The 18,249-nt window shown below is 46.6% G+C and carries 12 protein-coding genes and 6 tRNA genes; 4 read left to right on the forward strand and 14 right to left on the reverse strand.

What is annotated here, in order from left to right:
- The first annotated feature begins 172 nt into the window (after nucleotides 1–172).
- The 4 genes from D328_RS0125750 (at nucleotide 173) to D328_RS0125765 (ending at nucleotide 5,948) form a co-directional block, all read left to right on the forward strand.
- On the forward strand, nucleotides 173–883 hold the full coding sequence (locus D328_RS0125750; RefSeq protein WP_018887932.1) for a DsbA family oxidoreductase: 711 nt from the start codon (nucleotides 173–175) through the stop codon (nucleotides 881–883).
- A gap of 31 nt (nucleotides 884–914) precedes the next feature.
- Complete coding sequence (locus D328_RS0125755) at nucleotides 915–1,313, forward strand: nuclear transport factor 2 family protein (RefSeq protein ID WP_026281382.1); 399 nt, start codon at nucleotides 915–917, stop codon at nucleotides 1,311–1,313.
- 629 nt (nucleotides 1,314–1,942) lie between these two features.
- Complete coding sequence (locus D328_RS0125760; protein ID WP_018887934.1) at nucleotides 1,943–3,853, forward strand: carbohydrate-binding protein; 1,911 nt, start codon at nucleotides 1,943–1,945, stop codon at nucleotides 3,851–3,853.
- Nucleotides 3,854–3,896: 43 nt separating this feature from the next.
- Nucleotides 3,897–5,948: a beta-xylosidase family glycoside hydrolase gene (locus tag D328_RS0125765; RefSeq protein WP_018887935.1), complete on the forward strand. Its 2,052-nt coding sequence runs from the start codon at nucleotides 3,897–3,899 to the stop codon at nucleotides 5,946–5,948.
- Nucleotides 5,949–6,296: 348 nt separating this feature from the next.
- Here the strand turns inward: D328_RS0125765 and D328_RS31690 are convergent, their stop codons facing one another.
- The 14 genes from D328_RS31690 to D328_RS0125835 all read right to left on the reverse strand — a co-directional run bounded on the left by D328_RS31690 (nucleotide 6,297) and on the right by D328_RS0125835 (nucleotide 18,247).
- Nucleotides 6,297–6,449, reverse strand: a complete 153-nt coding sequence (locus D328_RS31690; RefSeq protein WP_018887936.1) for a hypothetical protein — start codon at nucleotides 6,447–6,449, stop codon at nucleotides 6,297–6,299.
- A gap of 75 nt (nucleotides 6,450–6,524) precedes the next feature.
- Nucleotides 6,525–8,357, reverse strand: coding sequence for a glutamine--fructose-6-phosphate transaminase (isomerizing) (gene glmS, locus D328_RS0125775; RefSeq protein ID WP_018887937.1), 1,833 nt, complete (start codon nucleotides 8,355–8,357; stop codon nucleotides 6,525–6,527).
- A gap of 614 nt (nucleotides 8,358–8,971) precedes the next feature.
- Entirely contained in the window at nucleotides 8,972–10,312 is a 1,341-nt protein-coding gene (gene glmM / locus D328_RS0125780) for a phosphoglucosamine mutase (RefSeq protein ID WP_018887938.1), read from the reverse strand.
- Nucleotides 10,313–10,366: 54 nt separating this feature from the next.
- The gene (locus D328_RS0125785; protein ID WP_018887939.1) at nucleotides 10,367–11,812 is read right to left on the reverse strand and encodes a CdaR family protein; all 1,446 of its coding nucleotides are present in this window, start codon (nucleotides 11,810–11,812) and stop codon (nucleotides 10,367–10,369) included.
- Complete coding sequence (gene cdaA / locus D328_RS0125790) at nucleotides 11,809–12,642, reverse strand: diadenylate cyclase CdaA (RefSeq protein ID WP_018887940.1); 834 nt, start codon at nucleotides 12,640–12,642, stop codon at nucleotides 11,809–11,811. The genes D328_RS0125785 and cdaA overlap by 4 nt, the downstream gene beginning before the upstream one ends.
- 221 nt (nucleotides 12,643–12,863) lie before the next feature.
- Nucleotides 12,864–13,484: a zf-HC2 domain-containing protein gene (locus D328_RS0125795; RefSeq protein WP_018887941.1), complete on the reverse strand. Its 621-nt coding sequence runs from the start codon at nucleotides 13,482–13,484 to the stop codon at nucleotides 12,864–12,866.
- Nucleotides 13,485–13,661: 177 nt separating this feature from the next.
- Nucleotides 13,662–14,228: an RNA polymerase sigma factor SigW gene (sigW, locus tag D328_RS0125800; RefSeq protein WP_025681218.1), complete on the reverse strand. Its 567-nt coding sequence runs from the start codon at nucleotides 14,226–14,228 to the stop codon at nucleotides 13,662–13,664.
- A 170-nt stretch (nucleotides 14,229–14,398) separates the two neighbouring features.
- Nucleotides 14,399–17,191, reverse strand: a complete 2,793-nt coding sequence (ppc, locus tag D328_RS0125805; protein ID WP_018887943.1) for a phosphoenolpyruvate carboxylase — start codon at nucleotides 17,189–17,191, stop codon at nucleotides 14,399–14,401.
- A 553-nt stretch (nucleotides 17,192–17,744) separates the two neighbouring features.
- Nucleotides 17,745–17,815, reverse strand: a tRNA-Gly gene (locus D328_RS0125810).
- Between the two features lie 10 nt (nucleotides 17,816–17,825).
- Nucleotides 17,826–17,899, reverse strand: a tRNA-Pro gene (locus D328_RS0125815).
- 13 nt (nucleotides 17,900–17,912) lie between these two features.
- Nucleotides 17,913–17,989 (reverse strand) — tRNA-Arg (locus D328_RS0125820).
- 5 nt (nucleotides 17,990–17,994) lie between these two features.
- Nucleotides 17,995–18,069, reverse strand: a tRNA-Gly gene (locus D328_RS0125825).
- A gap of 8 nt (nucleotides 18,070–18,077) precedes the next feature.
- A tRNA-Leu gene (locus D328_RS0125830) sits at nucleotides 18,078–18,158 on the reverse strand.
- 13 nt (nucleotides 18,159–18,171) lie between these two features.
- Nucleotides 18,172–18,247 (reverse strand) — tRNA-Lys (locus D328_RS0125835).
- Between the last annotated feature and the right edge of the window lie 2 nt (nucleotides 18,248–18,249).

Consider the following 18,249-nt stretch of genomic DNA (forward strand, 5'->3'; position numbering starts at 1 on the left):
CATCCTAAAGGCTTTCTTCCCTAAATGGGAATGAAGGCCTTTTTGAATTTAAAAATTCCACTTGACAGAAAATATTGTTGTAACTATTATTGTTACATCAAGATGAACGATACAACACTCATTTTACCAATGAAGGACTACAATATGGTTTTCATCTGAGAGGAGATCTATCATGAATATTGAAATTTGGTCTGATTTTGCCTGTCCGTTTTGCTATATTGGCAAGCAGAGATTTGAGCAAGCACTGGAGCAATTCCCACACAAGGAGGAGGTGAAGATCGTATTCAAAAGCTTTGAGCTTGATCCAAATGCACCTGTGCGTGAAGAGCATGACGTGCATGACATGCTGGTTGGCAAGTATGGCATGAAGCGTGAGGAAGCTATTGCGATGAATCATAACATTGGAGTGCAAGCAGCCCAGTCGGGGCTCGACTTCCAATTCGACGCTATCCAGTTGACCAATACCTTCGATGCCCACCGCCTAGCGAAGTATGCAGACCAACAAGGAAAAGCAGCTATATTTCAGGACTTATTCAAAGCCTACTTTACAGACGGTCGTCATCTGGGAGATCACGAGACGTTGATTCAATTAGCCCTTGAAGCTGGGTTAGATGAGAGCTCTGTACGTCGCCTCCTCACAAGCTCGGAATTTGCAGACAAGGTTCGACAGGATGAAGAGGAAGCACAGCAATTAGGTGTTACCAGTGTTCCTTTTTTTGTCATTGACCGTAAATATGCTATTTCTGGTGCTCAAGCGAGCGACACCTTCCTGCAAGCACTGAATACGTCCTGGAGCGAATCGCAGCCTCTACAGATTCTGGGCGATGTGAGCGGTTCGGATTCCGATGGTACTTGCAGTGACGATGGATGCTCTATCCAATAATGAACGAACAATACCCATGTTTATGAGGTAAATGATGCTGAGCAATCTGGAAATGGTCAAAAGCACTTATGAAGGCGACGCTAAGGAAAACGGCTTGATATATCAAGCTTATTTAGCCGAGCACGCCGAATGGACAGAAGCCGCAGGTTTTCCTTATGCTGGCACATATGTGGGCTACGAAGAGATCTTCCACAACGTTTTTTCGCGGCTAGGCAGCGAATGGGATAATTATATGGCGAAGCCAAAGGAATTCTATGAGGACGAAAATACCATCATCGTCGTCGGTGTCTACTCTGGCACCTATAAGCTGACGGGCAAATTTTTCGAGGCAGACTTTGTGCATATTTGGCGGGTTGAGAACGGAAAAATTGTACGCTTCAAGCAATACGTCGATAGTCATTTGGTCCAAGCTTCCATGCTGTCCAAGTGAGCAGACTCCCACACAGCAGGATCTATTCCCATCGCGGATGTTGAGCCTGCTTTTGTATGTTTTTTTCACGAAAAAAGGAATATATGTAGTGCCATATCCGAATGCAAGCTGATACGATTTCGTGTCAAAACATGAAAACATAGCTATGGTTTACCCGTAAATGGCCTCAATTCACAAATAAATATATTGTAATTTATGATACAAAATGGTATTATTGCGCCAATAAAACCCATTTAAACCCAAACAATTACATATTATTTCATTTTTTCCGCTATTCATTTAACTCTGATTGCGCTTCATTCTCTTAGAACACACTCATTTTTCTTTTACAATCAGCTGTTCAACTCCTCTCCACTGCTGTACATTTCTGCTCGTGGCATGACTCACTACATAGTTTCAACGCTCACGCACAGACTTCACAGAAAGCCATGAGACTTCATAGAACGCCTTGGGCTATACGATGCTTGCAGATTCATGAAAGCGATTCCATTTCTATTTTGTTAAATACATGCATGAGGATTTACATGTCATTTTTTATCCTGGGTTCAGGTCCAGTGCTACCTAACAGCAATGAAATCATGTTGGGCTGCCTGGCATATAACCATATAAAAAACATGGAGGTTATTAAGATGATCAAAAGATGTCTGGCTTCATTTCTAACATTGGCTTTATTGTTCGCTGTCTTCCCCACACTGTATGCCGATGCTGCTAATCAGCCATTAGCCAAGCTCCCTGGCAACTCCAATCCGCTTATGGACCATAAGCTGGGGGCTGACCCCTACGCCCTCGTGCACGACGGAAGAGTCTATATTTACATGTCCAGTGATACGTATGTGTATAACAATAACGGCTCCATTAAAGATAACGACTTCAGTGCATTGGACCGTATTCAGGTCATCTCCTCCGCAGACATGGTGAACTGGACAGATCATGGTGCCATCCCTGTCGCTGGTGCCAACAACAAAAATAATGGCAAAGGTATCGCCAAATGGGCAGCCAACTCTTGGGCGCCAGCCATAGCTCATAAAAAGGTTAACGGGAAGGACAAGTTCTTCCTGTACTTCGCTAATGGTGGAGCTGGTATTGGTGTTCTGACAGCAGACACCCCGATCGGACCTTGGACAGATCCCCTTGGTCGAGCTCTTCTGACACATAGTACGCCTGGAATGGCTGGTGTTACCTGGCTGTTTGACCCCGCCGTGCTGGTGGACGATGATGGCACAGGATATTTATACAGTGGCGGCGGAATTCCGAACACATCCGACCCGGCTTCCATTGCGAATCCAAAGACCGCCAGAGTTATCAAATTGGGGGCAGACATGATAAGCGTTATTGGAAGCGCTACCACTATTGATGCCCCTTATCTATTCGAGGATTCTGGTATGCATAAATATAACGGGAAGTACTATTATTCGTACTGCATTAATTTTGCTGGCACGCACCCGCCCCAATATCCTGCAGGCGAGATTGGCTATATGGTCAGCGACAGTCCCATGGGGCCCTTCACCTATAAGGGGCATTTTCTGAAAAATCCATATACCTTCTTCGGTGTAGGTGGCAACAATCACCATGCTGTATTCAATTTTAAAAATGAATGGTATGTCGTGTACCATGCCCAGACCGTTAGCAAAGCGCAAATCGGGGCTGGAATGGGCTACCGTTCTCCGCATATCAACAAGCTGGTCCACAACTCAGATGGGAGTATTGCCGAAGTTCAGGGCAATTTGACAGGAATTGCTCAGCTCTCCAATCTGAATCCTTACACCCGCGTCGAAGCCGAGACCATTGCGTGGCAGGCAGGTGTGACGACGGAGCCAACACAAGCTAGTGGTGGTCCAATCAGTAATCTGAATGTGACCAACATACACAATGGGGACTGGATTGCAGTCGGCAAGGCTGACTTTGGCTCTACGGGGGCAAAGTCCTTCAAGGCCAATGTCGCCACAAATGTCGGCGGTAACATTGAAATCCGACTTGACAGTGAGACTGGACCTTTGGTCGGTACACTGAATGTTCCTTCCACCGGAGGCATGCAGGCTTGGAAAGAACTAGAGACTACCATCAACAATGCAACCGGAGTGCGTAATGTCTATCTCGTGTTCACTGGTGCCGGCAGCAATCAACTCTTCAATCTGGATGCCTGGCAATTCACACCTAATTCGGGCGGCAGCAATACCACAACGCGGGTTGAGGCGGAAAATATGAATATCGGCGGGACTTATGCAGGCAAGATTAGTAGTCCTTTTGAAGGTGTTGCCTTATATGCCAACCAAGATTATGCATCCTATACCCAATTCTTTGCCAACGCTACCCACCAGATATCGGTACGTGGAGCTTCAAGTAATGCAGCTACGGCCAAAGTGGACCTGATCATTGGTGGAGCTACTGTAGGTTCGTTCTATTTTACAGGCACAACGCCGACCGTTCAGACCCTATCCAATATTACTCACCTCACAGGAGACCAGGAGGTCAAGCTTACCCTGACATCCGATGACGGGACCTGGGACGCCTACGTTGACTATATTGAGTTTTCGCTATAGGTCATTCTCATAGAAGCTCTAGAATTGGTCAGGAGGCACTAATATGTTAAAGAAAGCAGGGCTGCTGTTCATGATCCTTCCACTCCTCATGGTCATGTTTCCAATAGGTAATCTATCGTCAGCTGCATCCTTCAACAATCCAGTAATTTATGCAGATGTTCCAGATAATGATGTCATTCGGGTAGGGGACACCTATTATATGACCAGTACAACCATGCACATGAACCCTGGTGTTCCGATCATGAAATCATATGATCTCGTCAACTGGGAGATTGTCAATTACGTGTATGATATTTACGCCGATCAAGCTTCTCACAATCTGCAAAATGGTCAGAATGAATATGGGAGAGGTTCATGGGCAAGTAGCCTTCGGTACCATGATGGAATATACTACGTTGCTTTTGGTTCTCTTTCTACTGGCAAGACCTATGTTTACCAGACACGTAACATTGAAGAGGGTCCCTGGACCTCGAACGTGCTGAGCAGCTATTACCATGATGCTTCATTGCTATTTGATAATGGACACGTATATCTTGTCTATGGTAGTGACCAGATCAGTATCGTAGAGCTGACCCCGGATGCTACAGCTATTAAATCTGGCGGCCTGAAGCAGGTCATCATACCCAATGCCAGCCAGGTCGCGGGCTCTAACCTGATCTTGAAGGCAGAAGGAGCTCATATACAAAAAATCAACGGCAAATACTATATTTTCCTGATTGCTTGGCCCACTGGCGAGGGAAGAGTTCAAATATGCTATCGTGCTGATAGCCTGACTGGCCCTTATACGGGAAAAGTTGTCCTTAAGGATTCAGGAATCGCACAGGGCGGGATTGTCGACACCGTATCAGGCTCCTGGTACGGCATGCTCTTCAGGGACAGCGGTGCCATAGGACGTATTCCTTACCTCGTCCCAGTCACCTGGACCGATCAATGGCCGGTATTTGGTGTGAATGGTAAGGTACCGCTGACGATGGAGCTTCCTGCAGAAGGTCATCCACTGAAGAAAATCTATGGATCTGACGATTTCTCCGCTGCAACCACAGCAGAGCAACTGATTGGCAATGGAGGATTTGAGAATAATGACACAAGCCCCTGGGAACGTAATAACACAGCGATCATCGACAAGACTCAAGCCGAGAAATTCAGTGGGAATCAGAGCCTGTTCATCAGTGGTAGGCGGCAGACTGCTGCCGGTCCAAAGCAGGAATTGACTGGCAAGCTGAAACCAGGTGAGGTCTATCAGTTCTCAGCGAAGGTCAAATATCTGACAGGACCGGTTACCAAGCCCTTTCAACTGAGTATCCAGCACGGCCCCAGCTATACTGGCATTTCCATTATGGGCAGTGCTACGTTAACCAAGGGACAATGGGGAACCATTCAAGGAACCTATACCCTTCCTGCTCAGGCTGACCTTTCGCAAAGCTTTATTTTCGTGGAGACTCCCTATCAAGCATCACCTGATTCCGCGAATGATTTAATGGACTTCTATCTCGACGATGTCTCACTCACAAGCACTGCTACCGCAGAAGTCTCCTCCGAGCTGGCGAAATTCTGGCAGTGGAATCATAATCCGGATCCGGCCAACTGGTCGCTTACGCAGCGCCCTGGCTTCCTGCGACTTACGGCAGGAACGCTTAGTACAAGTATTCTCAATGCCAGAAATACGCTCACACAAAGAACATTTGGACCTCGGAGCACCGGAATCATCGCGCTGGAGACAGAGGGAATGAAAGATGGAGATTATGCCGGGCTGGCAGCCTTTCAAGACAAATATGGGTTTGTGGGTGTGAAGAAGACAGGTTCCTCCACATCCATTGTTATGGTCAATGCAAGCTCAGGAGCCATGACGGAAGTGGCCAATGTTCCCGTTACCCAGAATCGAGTATACTTCAAGGTGTTATGTGACTTTACCAATCAGACAGACAAGGCCTATTTTTATTACAGTCTTGACGGAACCCAATGGACCCCAATTGGAAACACATTGCAAATGTCGTACACGTTGCCTCATTTTATGGGCTACCGGTTCGCCTTATTCCATTACGCCACACGCCAGACTGGTGGATTCGTCGACTTTGATTATTTTCATATCCAATAGCCCCATTGTTGGGTTCATGCAATAAGGCTTAAATAGTGGATTTAAAAGCATTGAAAAAGATCGGTTTGGGATCAAGTACGAATGAGCCTAAACCGATCTTTATTTGTCTATCAAGCCTTGTACGAATTATTCGCGTTCAATTGAATCAGATTGCATCAATACGCTGAATTGATTTACAAGGCGGCAACTGATCCATCTAGCCAATTGAGATACCATACCAGCGAAGACTTAATGAAGGCACGTGAGAAACTGAGCGAAGATGAATTTATTAGCAATATGGCACTAAGCTTTGGTATTGATATTCCATAATATTGCAGCAAAAATTTATCAGTCTAATACTCCATTTTATCAGTCTACAACTTTATTTCCCGAGTCTAGCCCTTTATTTTCTTCGAACCCTCGCAACCAAGGAAGGTAATCGGCTCCTGTTCCTTGACCTCTACCTTCTTTGATGAATCTATTAATTTTGGCATCCGTGATTTCACGCTTACGCTTTGCCATGGATACGCCTCCTTAAAAGAAAACAGGGCTACCCGAAGGCAGCCCCGTTTGGAGTCATGATGTTAATCTGGATTCTTATTCCACCGTTACACTCTTCGCAAGGTTACGCGGTTTATCCACGTCATGACCCAGAGCAAGAGCTGCATAGTATGCCAGCAACTGCAAGGACACGACAGAGACGGCAGCAGACAGAATTGGCAATGTCTTCGGAATCGCGAACACTTGGTCTACCGATTTCATCAGCTCAGCTGCATGCTCTTCGTAAGTAATTGCAAGTACGTCACCACCACGAGCTTTAACTTCCTTAATATTGCTGACCGTCTTCTCCATTACGGATTCTTGGGTTACCAGCGCAATAACTGGGATTCCATCCTCAATCAGTGCCAGCGTTCCATGCTTCAGCTCACCTGCCGCATAGGCTTCGGAGTGAATGTAGGAAATCTCCTTGAGCTTCAGGGAACCTTCCTGTACTACAGCGTAGTCTTGACCACGTCCAATGAAGAACAGGTGCTCATGCTTGGAGATTTGCTCCGCATAGGCTTTGATAGCATCTGCTTGCTTCAGCATGCTCTCAACTTGCTCAGGCAGAGCTTCCATGGCTGCCAGTACTTCACTAGCCTCTTCCTTGGTTACTGTACCACGAACTTGACCCAGGTACAGGCCCAGCAGATAGAACGCAATCAACTGTGAGGAGTATGCTTTGGTAGAGGCTACAGCGATCTCTGGTCCTGCCAGTGTCACCAATACATCATCTGCATCACGAGCAATGGAGCTACCTACGACGTTGGTAACAGCCAATACATGAGCGCCATTAGCCTGTGCTTCTCTCAAGGCAGCCAGCGTATCAGCAGTTTCACCAGATTGGCTGACTACAATCACGAGCGTCTCTGGTGTAATGATTGGCGAGCGGTAACGGTACTCGGAAGCCACATCATTTTCCGCTGGAATACGTGCAAATTTCTCAATCACTGTACGTCCGATCAGGCCAGCATTGTATGCTGTACCACAAGCTACGATGTGAATGTTGCGAATGTTCTTGATCTGCTCATCCGTAAGCTTCAATTCTGGAAGCACTACTTGATGATTCTTGTGATCAATCCGTCCCAGCATCGTATCACGATAAGCCTTCGGCTGCTCGTGGATTTCCTTCAGCATGAAATGCTCAAAGCCGCCTTTTTCTGCAGTGACTGCATCCCAATCGACACGAATCATTTCCCGAGAAATAAAGTTCCCTTCAATCGTCAGCAGTTCGACAGCATCCTTAGTCAGAACAGCCATCTCTCCATCTTCCAAAATAAATACATTACGCGTATATTTCAGAATCGCAGGGATGTCAGACCCAATGAAGTTCTCCCCTTCACCAACACCGATAACCAGCGGGCTCGCTTGACGAACTGCTACTAATTTATCCGGCTCATGCTCAGTCAATACACCCAATGCAAATGCACCACGCATATAAGTGATCGCCTTTTGCACAGCTTTAACAATATCGCCCTCATACTCACGTGCAATCAGATGCGATACGATCTCTGTATCCGTCTCCGATACGAACACATGACCTTCAGTCATCAATTCTTCTTTCAGCTCCAGATAGTTCTCGATAATCCCGTTGTGGACGACTGAGAATTTCTGGCTCTCATCTGTATGTGGATGGGAGTTCACATCGGAAGGCTTACCGTGAGTAGCCCAACGTGTATGGCCGATACCTGCATAACCAACCAATGGAGCATCCTCCAGCTTCGCTTCCAGGTTAGCCAGACGACCTTTAGCCTTTGACACTTGCAATCCTTTATCTGTAAAAACAGCAATACCAGCAGAATCATATCCACGGTACTCCAGCTTCTTGAGACCATCAATCAGTACATCCTGCGTATTCTGATTACCAATATATCCAACAATACCACACATGTTCGTTTCCTCCGTTCGTCATTTCACTGACAGGACAACAGAAGGAAACGCATGCGGTACATGCCGAAATGTGTACAGTTATGAAGTTATCCTATATGAGATATACAATTACGCATCACTAAAACAACAGGCTTCACGAATGCTACGCATTTCTTCTGTACCGCATACCCTCTTCTGATGCCGTACATCCATGAAATGAACTGTTCAAGTATATTATGGTTCACCAACCGGCTTGTTGTGTGGACAGTCACCTATCCATTTTCCAAGCATCGGTTTACGGTCTGGTGATACAACCGGGAGGTCCCCGCCGAATATTTCGAACACCCCCACCTCGTCAGCTTGCAGCAGCCGTCCATGTCAATCAACTCCCTAGAAGCTGTACCAACATGTTCCCCGCGCATGAGCAAGCTCTGGCGCTTAAGTGGTTATACCTTACGATCCTCACTTTCTTCCTCAAAGTAAAATGCACTCAATCATTATATGCACTCAGCTACAATTTTGCAATGAGCTTCTGTAACGAATACCCGTAACATGAACTGTCGAAACGGCTTGAACCGTTCAACAGCCCACATCACAGCATATGTTAGCTAGTCATCAAAGGTCACCGATTTTTTCTAAACCAGTTCCTTTTTCACGACCTCAGCAATCTCATCGACATATTTCTCCAGCTCTGCCTTGTCGGGTCCTTCAGCCATAACGCGAATCAGCGATTCTGTTCCCGATGGCCTCACAAGCACACGGCCATTACTACCAAGCTCCTGCTCAACTTTCTCAATCGCAGTTGCAATGGCAACATTACCTGGATAATTGCTCTTATCCTGTACACGCACATTCACAAGCACCTGTGGATACTGCGTCATCAGCGACTTCAGCTCACTCAGCTTTTTGCCAGTAGCCTTCATCGTGTCAATCAGTTGAATCCCTGTCAGGATGCCATCACCAGTCGTGTTATAGTCGAGGAAAATGACATGACCTGACTGCTCACCGCCCAGATTATACCCGCCACGGCGCATTTCCTCCATCACATATCTGTCCCCTACCGCAGTCTTGGCCGTCTGAATGCCAAGCTGCTCGGTAGCTTTATAGAAACCAATGTTACTCATGACCGTCGTTACGATGGTAGAATCCTTCAGCTTGCCAGCACGGTTCATGGCATCTCCGCAAATACAGAGGATGAAGTCACCATCTACCTCTGCGCCATTCTCATCAATTGCAATCAGACGGTCCGCATCTCCGTCAAAGGCAAGACCAATATCTGCCTTATGCTGAAGCACAGCTTCCTTCAATTGTTCTGGGTGGGTAGAACCGCAATGATCATTGATATTCAGACCGTTAGGCTCCGCACCAATCGCAATTACCTCCGCTCCAAGCTCCTCGAATAGCTTAGGTGCAAGCTCATAAGCCGCTCCATTAGCACAATCAAGAACAACTTTAAGACCTTCAAAAGACTGGCTAATTGTTGTCTTCAGATAGTCCAGATATTTGTAACGTGCTTCATTATCAACACGGAGGGCACCAAGTGCACCACCAATCGGGCGAGGAAGCGTATCCTCTTCCGCATCCATCAGCTCCTCGATCTTCAGTTCGGTCTCATCCGTCAGCTTGAAGCCGTCTCCCCCGAAAAACTTAATGCCATTATCCTCAACGGGATTATGTGAAGCCGAGATCATGACCCCTGCATCGGCCTGGAGCAATCGCGTAAGATAAGCTACTCCTGGTGTCGATACGATGCCTAGTCGAATGACATTAGCACCAATGGACAGAAGCCCAGCAACAAGCGCAGACTCCAGCATCAGGCCCGAGATACGCGTATCCATTCCGATGACTACGGTAGGCTTCTCCACATTACCTGCAAGGACGTATCCTCCACACCGACCGATGCTATATGCCATCTCTGCGGTTAATTCTTTATTGGCAACTCCACGGACACCGTCTGTACCAAAATATTTCCCCATTACTTCATGACTCCCCTATCATATAGTCTTTGTTGTATGTTCTCTGTAGTCGCCCTAAGGTTGGCTATTGTTATTATCTTGGGAGCTATCATCACTGGATGTCTCTGGACTAGACTCCCCTGTATTTCCAGCTTGGTCTGTAGTAGAAGGTGCAGCTTCATCATTTCCCTGTACAGGCTGATTATTCTCTGCATCAGGCGAAGATTCTGGTGCTGTCTGCTCTGGCGTATTTGCCGGCACAGAAGCCTCCTGAACATTAACTGTGACCATCAGTGGCTGACTGCCTTCAGGTCTTGTAATGTACCTTGGAAGTGTAATCTGTACAGGAATTGAATGATCACCAGCCTGGAGCCCGGTAACATCCGCCACTAGCATGATATCATCATTCGTAAGATTATTCACCAAATTCTCAGGACCACTTACCTCGATATTCAGGCTTCGGCTCTGGGGTTCAGTAATCGAAGCGGCTTCTGCACTAGCTGCTCCCTGAAGGGTCACGGGTATGTCTGTCATAGTCCGCCTGATATCCTGTACTTCTCCAAAAGGTGCTATGGTAACTTGTAGCTCCACCGATTCTGGAGTAATACGCTCAGCCCCCTCAGGCTTCGTCAACGCAACCTGCACCCCTGTCGTCCCCTGTGCCTCAAGCCTGCTCAAGTCAAGTGTAGCATGAATGCTCCCTTGAACCTTGCTGAGATAATCCGGCGTACCATAGACAGCAGCCTCAGTCACACTGGGATTTACATCGGAGAGCACAAGACCCTCTGGCAATTCGCCAGTGTAGCTCACTTTGATAGGTAAGGACTTGTAGCCCTGACTGATCGGTACAACAACAGAAGCAGTGTCTGGCTCAAGGACTGCACCCTCGATCTCTTTACCATTCTTGTCATATGCCTTGAGCTTCACCTTTCGGTTCTCTATATTGCTTGACGCTTTGCTTACGTCCACAAATCCCTGCACACTTGCCACGGTCTCCATCCTGCTAGTAGGCAAGGTCACATTGACGGTAGTCGGATCTGCCACCCCTGCTCCAACGTGCATCCCTTCTGCTGCCTCTCCGGTAGGAGTTATCTTGACGTTGAATGCCTTTGTCTGCTTCTGCTCGACCGTCACAGTAATCATAGAAGGCTCCATAGATACAACTTCCACGCCGAATGGAACGTCTGGCTTCATTAGAGGCAGAGTCTCTGTGCCTTCCTGCATGTGGCTGAGATCTACACTTACGTTATAATCATCACCGAAAAATGAGGTCAGGGCAGAACGCTGTCCTCTCACCTGGATACGAACACGATCCGTATTCATCCCGGTCAACTCATAACGTGAATCATCAAGACCAATCGTCTGAATTTTCACATTATCAATAGTTCGCGTCCCGTAAGATGTAGTCAGAGACGGTGCTGTCGTACCGCTATCCAGATGAACCATCGCCCATAACAGTATACTTACTGCAAGTGCCAGAATTTTGGCTACTGTATTATTGTTGAACCATTTCTCCATCATGCCTGATTGCCGCCTCCTCCCCGCTTCCAGAAAGAGCCACGCTTTTCTTTTAGAACTGCAGCCGGACGCAGCTCTTCATATAATTTAGAGATTAAGGATTCTTCTTTTATATCACGGACAACCTGTCCATTCATGGCAAGTGAAATATGTCCAGTCTCTTCAGAGACTACGATGGCTACCGCATCCGCAACCTCACTGACACCGATAGCCGCCCGATGACGAGTCCCTAGCTCCTTGCTGATAAAAGGATTCTCAGATAACGGCAAATAGCAGGCTGCTGCTGCAATCTGATTATTCTGCACGATGACCGCCCCATCATGAAGAGGTGTATTCGGAATAAAAATATTAATGAGCAGCTCGGAGCTAATCAAGGATTGCATTTTAATCCCTGATTCGGTGTATTCATTTAGCCCTGTCTGCCGCTCGAACACGAGCAGAGCACCAATTTTTCGACGTGATAAATAATTTACGGCTTTAATAATTTCACCTATAAACTTATTAAGCTCCTCATCCTCCATCGGACTCCGACCAAACAGCTTGCCTCGACCAAGCTGCTCAAGACCCCTACGAAGCTCAGGCTGGAAGATAATGAAGATGGCCAGTACACCAAAGGTGAACATCTGATTCATCAGCCATTTTAGCGTGAACAGATCGAACCAGGTACTTAGCGCCCAGATCACGACCAGCACCAATATCCCCTTGAGCAATTGCACCGCCCGTGTACCACGGACTAGCAAGATAATCTGATAAATAATATAGGTTACAATCAAAATATCGATTAAATCCTTAATGGATTCCTGCCACGTCATATTCGCAAAGTAATCCAGCATGCGCATGCCCCCGTATTTCTATAAATAGTGGGTTATCCCCAATTCACATATGTATATATTGTGGATTGTGTATCTAGGTTATAACGTTACAAGCCATGTTGCAAGTCATGTCGCTACTTCATAGCCGAATACGTCTTTTCTGAGAATATTTGGTACCTTTTTTGCGAAAAGAAGCGCCCGTCCACCAGAACAGGCGCTTCCCTCAATTATACTATAACTTCTTAACGATATGCTACTTCTGTGAAGATATCAGATACCTTGTACCATACCCAATCCAGCGCTTGATCTATACTTTTGATCTCACCTGAGATGTGGGCCGTGGAAGCCTTGAAATACGAACCGTCAATAACTGTCAAATTCCCTTGAACTTCTCCGTACACCTCTGCCTCGCCATTCTCCACCGTAAGGTTCCCAGCTATGGAGGTGCCCTCTGGCACAATGACCTTATGGCCCTGAATGATCACGTTCTCGGGGTTATCCCCTTTGACACGGACAATCAATTGATCTCCTTGTCCCCATGAATTCAAGCCGCTAGATACAATGACAACCAGAAACAAAGCAGCCGCAGTTAGTGCCGGATGCCTCTTGATCCATCGGACCCAAGTCCGTTGCTGCTTCTGCTGTGGCATGACCTTCAAAATCTGCTCTGTCAATGCATCCGATACAGGAGGCAGGGAATCACGAGTCCCAAACAGCAGCATTTCAGTCCGCTCCAGCTCTCCAAAACGTATACGACAATCCTCACACGAGCGCAGATGCTCCTGCAATTCTAGTCCTTCTTGCTTCGGCAGCTCATGATCCAAGTAATCATGCATCCAAGAAATGGCCTGTTTGCATTCCATATGAGCCAGTCCTTTCCTTTCAATTAACTCCTGCGGTACTGTGATGTCAGCATGCTGCCCTAGTCACCTAAGCTTGATCTGCAACATCTCAGCACGAAAACACAGCTACTCAACATACCATACGCTTTGCAGACGGATATGTTTCAAAAAAATCCGAGCCATTGTATGGCTATAAATTTACAGCTTATGTTCCAGTTTTTTACGCAAATACTCACGTCCGCGATGTACCCTTGTCTTGATGGTTGTCACCGGAAGGTCCACGACCTCACTGATTTCTTGCAATGACATGTCCTGAAGATAACGAAGCACCATCACCGTCTTGTATTTAGGTGGTAGCGTAGCTATCGCGTCACGAATAATGGTCTGCGTCTCCAGCAATAGTGTCTCACCCTCAGGTGTACGATCATCGCTGGGCAGCATGGCATAGCCATCTGACCCCTCTTGATCATTCAGCTCGGCATCCAGTGAATATGTAGGCTTTCTTCTTCGCAGCCGATCTATACATAGATTGGTAGCAATCCGGTAAATCCAGGTAGAGAACTTCTGATTATGATCATATTTCTCCAGATTCCTGTATACTCGCAGAAAAGTCTCCTGAACCATATCCTCTGCCTCATGCCGATTATTCAGCATCCGGTACGTCAAATGAAATATTTTATCCTTATACAGTTCTACAAGCTCAGCAAAGGCCCTCTGATCTCCTTTAAGGACCAGGTTGACTAAGCGGCTCTCCAAATAATCCACCATATATTCCCCCAGACTTGCTGATGGGTTCTCGAATTTCTACAACTATTAAAGATATGTTATCTGAAGTGAAAAAGCAAGGATTTTCCTCTTCAAAAGCTCAAAAAAATGCAGTATGCACAAAACAAAACCGGGAGCCTTGCGGCGCCCGATTCGAATAGTTCTTGGCATCAGCCTGTATTTCTTAATCCAGCAGCAATTCCGTTGATGGTAAGCAGTACCTCGCGCAGCAATTCTGCATCGTCTTCATTCTGATCACGAAGGCTACGCAGCTCGCTGAGAAGCTGTACCTGCAGATAGCTTAGTGGATCAACATACGGATTACGTAAACGAATGGACTCCTGTATCACAGGTACATTGTCCAGAATTTCCTGTTGGCCTGTGATTTTAAGAATCAGAGATGAGGTGAGCTTGAACTCCTCCTCAATCAAGCCGTAAATGCGCTGGCTGGCTTCCTCATTCTGCGCCATTCCTGCATATTCCTTTGCAATGATCAGATCTGCTTTGGCAATTGCCATTTGCAGTGTATCAATCAATGTGCGGAAGAATGGGAAGTCCTGATACATCTGCTGCAGGACAGCCATATTTTCTTCCTTATCCTGGTAGAAGCTCTGCAATCCTGTTCCAGCAGCATACCAAGCTGGGAGCAAGTAGCGGCTTTGGGTCCAAGCGAATACCCATGGAATTGCTCGCAAGTCCTCGAAGCGGTCACTGTTCTTACGCTTGGAAGGACGAGAACCAATGTTCAGCTCACCGACCTCAGGCAATGGTGTAGACTCTTTGAAGAAGGTGAAGAAGTCAGGATCACGGAAGATCAAGTCTTGATATTTGTGTAAGGACACTTCCGAAATATGCTTAACGATTTCCTCCCAGCGCTCCTCCAAATGCTCCTCTTTGCCTGTACGGCGATACATCGAGGCTGTCAGCAAAGCTGATGTCGCCTGCTCCAGACTCCGATAAGCAATACCTTTCAAGGAGTAACGGGAGGATAACACCTCACCCTGTTCTGTAATCTTGATACCTCCACCGATTGTGTGTGGTGGCTGGGCCAAAATACTGCGGTTCAGAGGCATGCCTCCACGTCCTAGCGCCCCTCCACGTCCATGGAAAAATTTGAGCTTCACACCGAATTCATTACCTACGTTGGTAATCTCATTCATCGCTACACGTAGCTCATAGTTGGCAGTTACTGCTCCGCCATCTTTGTTACTGTCAGAGTAGCCGAGCATGATTTCCTGGAGATCATGCATCGCAGCTACGGACTCACGATATACCGGTAGTCCAAGTACTTTACGCATAATCGCTGGCGCTGCATGTAGATCCTCAATCGTCTCGAACAAAGGTACCGATTGCAGTGTACACACGACGGAACCATCCTTTTCCTTACGGAAAAGTCCCGCTTCCTTCGCCAGTACCATAACCTCCAGAATATCACTTGCCCCTTGGCTCATACTGATCAGATAACTGGTAATGCATTGCTGACCATATTCCTTCTGAGCCTTATTAATTGTTCTATATACATTGAGACACTCTTCAGTTGCATCACTATAATTTAAGTACGGAGAAGTGATTGGGCGAGGATCGTTCATGAGTCGTTCCAGCAGATCAATCTTCTCGTCCTCTGTCAGCTGACCGTAATTTGGAGCGATGTTCATCTTGGCCAAAATCTCCGTCATAGCATTCTCATGCTCTTGGCTATGCTGCCGGATATCCAGGGTTGCCGTGTGGAAGCCGAACAGTTCCACTTGTCTGATCATCTTCTGTACATAAGTATCGGCTACATAGTCAGCAAAATGATGACGCAGACTGGAGTCGATAATCTTCAGATCAGCAATAAGCTCCTCAGCACTGTTGTATGCCTCAGATGTTCCCCGCTTGGTTTCGTCCATTACGTTGTTAACTTTGGCAATCATATACGCCAGCTTAATGCGATAAGGCTCTTTCTCATTGTGCCAAATTTCCAAACGTTTGAGCGTAACATTATTGCGATCCTCCTCGATGGAGGTGATAAGCTCATCGGAGACAGTTACAATGCTGGTACTGAAGCTAAGATAGCCCATTAGGTCAACCAAGATCCGCTGGTATTCCCGAACTGCCAGCTTACGGTGCATACGCAGGGTATTCCAGGTAACGTCAGCCGTTACGGATGGATTGCCATCCCGGTCTCCACCAATCCATGAACCAAAACGAAGATAGGTTGGAATGTGCCATTGCGATTCTGGATAGTATTTCTTAAGACACCGCTCCAGCTCCTGATATACATCAGGTAGAACATGGAACAGAGTCTCATGGAAAAAGTACATTCCATTACGCACTTCATCCAGTACGGTTGGCTTGCGATCTCGAAGCTCATCTGTCTGCCACAGTGTACTAACCTCATTTAATAGGTTTTCCCGTGTCTGCTCGCGTTCTCTGAATGTCAATGTAGGATTATCGAGCAGCATGACATCCTCGGATATTCGCTTATGAATATCCAGAATTGCTCTCCGCATGGCCTCTGTCGGATGAGCGGTCATTACCAGCTCTAGGGAAAGCTCCTCCAGCATGTCACGCACATCCTGGGCAGTGAAGCCATTCTCTTGAAGCTCTCGCACAGAGCTCTCGATAGAGCCTGGCTGTGGCTCTTCACCAACAGAGCGCTCATAGTCCCTTTTTCTACGGATGCGATGGTTTTGTTCTGCAATATTCACCAATTGAAAATAAATAGCAAACGCACGAATGATCTGATGCCGAGTATCAGGCTCCAGATTACTGATCATGGCTTTAAAATCCTGGAATAACTCAGGTAGAAATTCCGCACGCAAGGATTTGCTCGTTTCTCTGATCTTCTCTACGGTCTCCAGCAGCTCATTGCCGCCTTGGTGTACTAGTACCTCTCCGAGAATGTTTCCTAAAAAACGAACGTCTCGCCGCAATGAATTGTTCGATTGATTTTTGTTTGCGGTTAACGTAAGCTCAGTCATGCTTTTCCTCCCATCTCATCCGCTTCCATAAGTACGAAATTGACACTTTCTTAACATCATACAATAAAAGCACCTGAAAAGCTTCAATTTTAAGCTAGAAAAATTCATAAATCAGCCTTACTTTTTTTGTAAAAATGTGATTTTTCTACATCTCCTCGAATTTGTCCAAAGTATGACACTGAGTGTAGCACTCTTTAGCACAATAAATCAATACCTTATTACAGTAATAGTGTGAAATATGGGTTTGAGCATCTATTTGTTAAGATCAGTGTGACTGAAATACAAGCAAATATTCCCTAGTAGAGGAAGGATTCAATGAATAGCTGCAAGGGCAAGGGGCGAAGTGATGGTCACATCAGTTAGGAACAACAACAGGAAGAGACATGGGTAGGATGAGTCATATGTACAGATTAAATTCACGAGAAGCTTCAATTCCACCCAACATATCATAATAAAGATTGCTTGCACATGTTACTCGTGATTCCACGTCATTATGAATATTAGAAATAGATAATAAAAAAAGAGCCTATAGGCTCAACTGTTACATCATAAAAGCGGGTGATGGGAATCGAACCCACGCTACCAGCTTGGAAGGCTGGAGTTCTACCATTGAACTACACCCGCACATATAAGATCGGGACGACACGATTTGAACATGCGACCCCCTGGTCCCAAACCAGGTGCTCTACCAAGCTGAGCTACGTCCCGATATTAAATATTATGGCGTCCCCTGAGAGATTCGAACTCCCGACCTTTTGATTCGTAGTCAAACGCTCTATCCAGCTGAGCTAAGGGGACTTACTTGGAGCGGACGACGGGAATCGAACCCGCGACCCTCGCCTTGGCAAGGCGATGCTCTACCGCTGAGCCACGTCCGCAAAACCTATGCGCGTGGAGGGACTTGAACCCCCACGTCAAAGACGCTAGATCCTAAGTCTAGTGCGTCTGCCAATTCCGCCACACGCGCATATGATACATTATGGTGAGCCATGAAGGACTCGAACCTTCGACACCCTGATTAAAAGTCAGGTGCTCTACCAACTGAGCTAATGGCTCTC

Source organism: Paenibacillus massiliensis 2301065 = DSM 16942 (assembly GCF_000377505.1).
Lineage (GTDB): Bacteria > Bacillota > Bacilli > Paenibacillales > Paenibacillaceae > Paenibacillus > Paenibacillus massiliensis.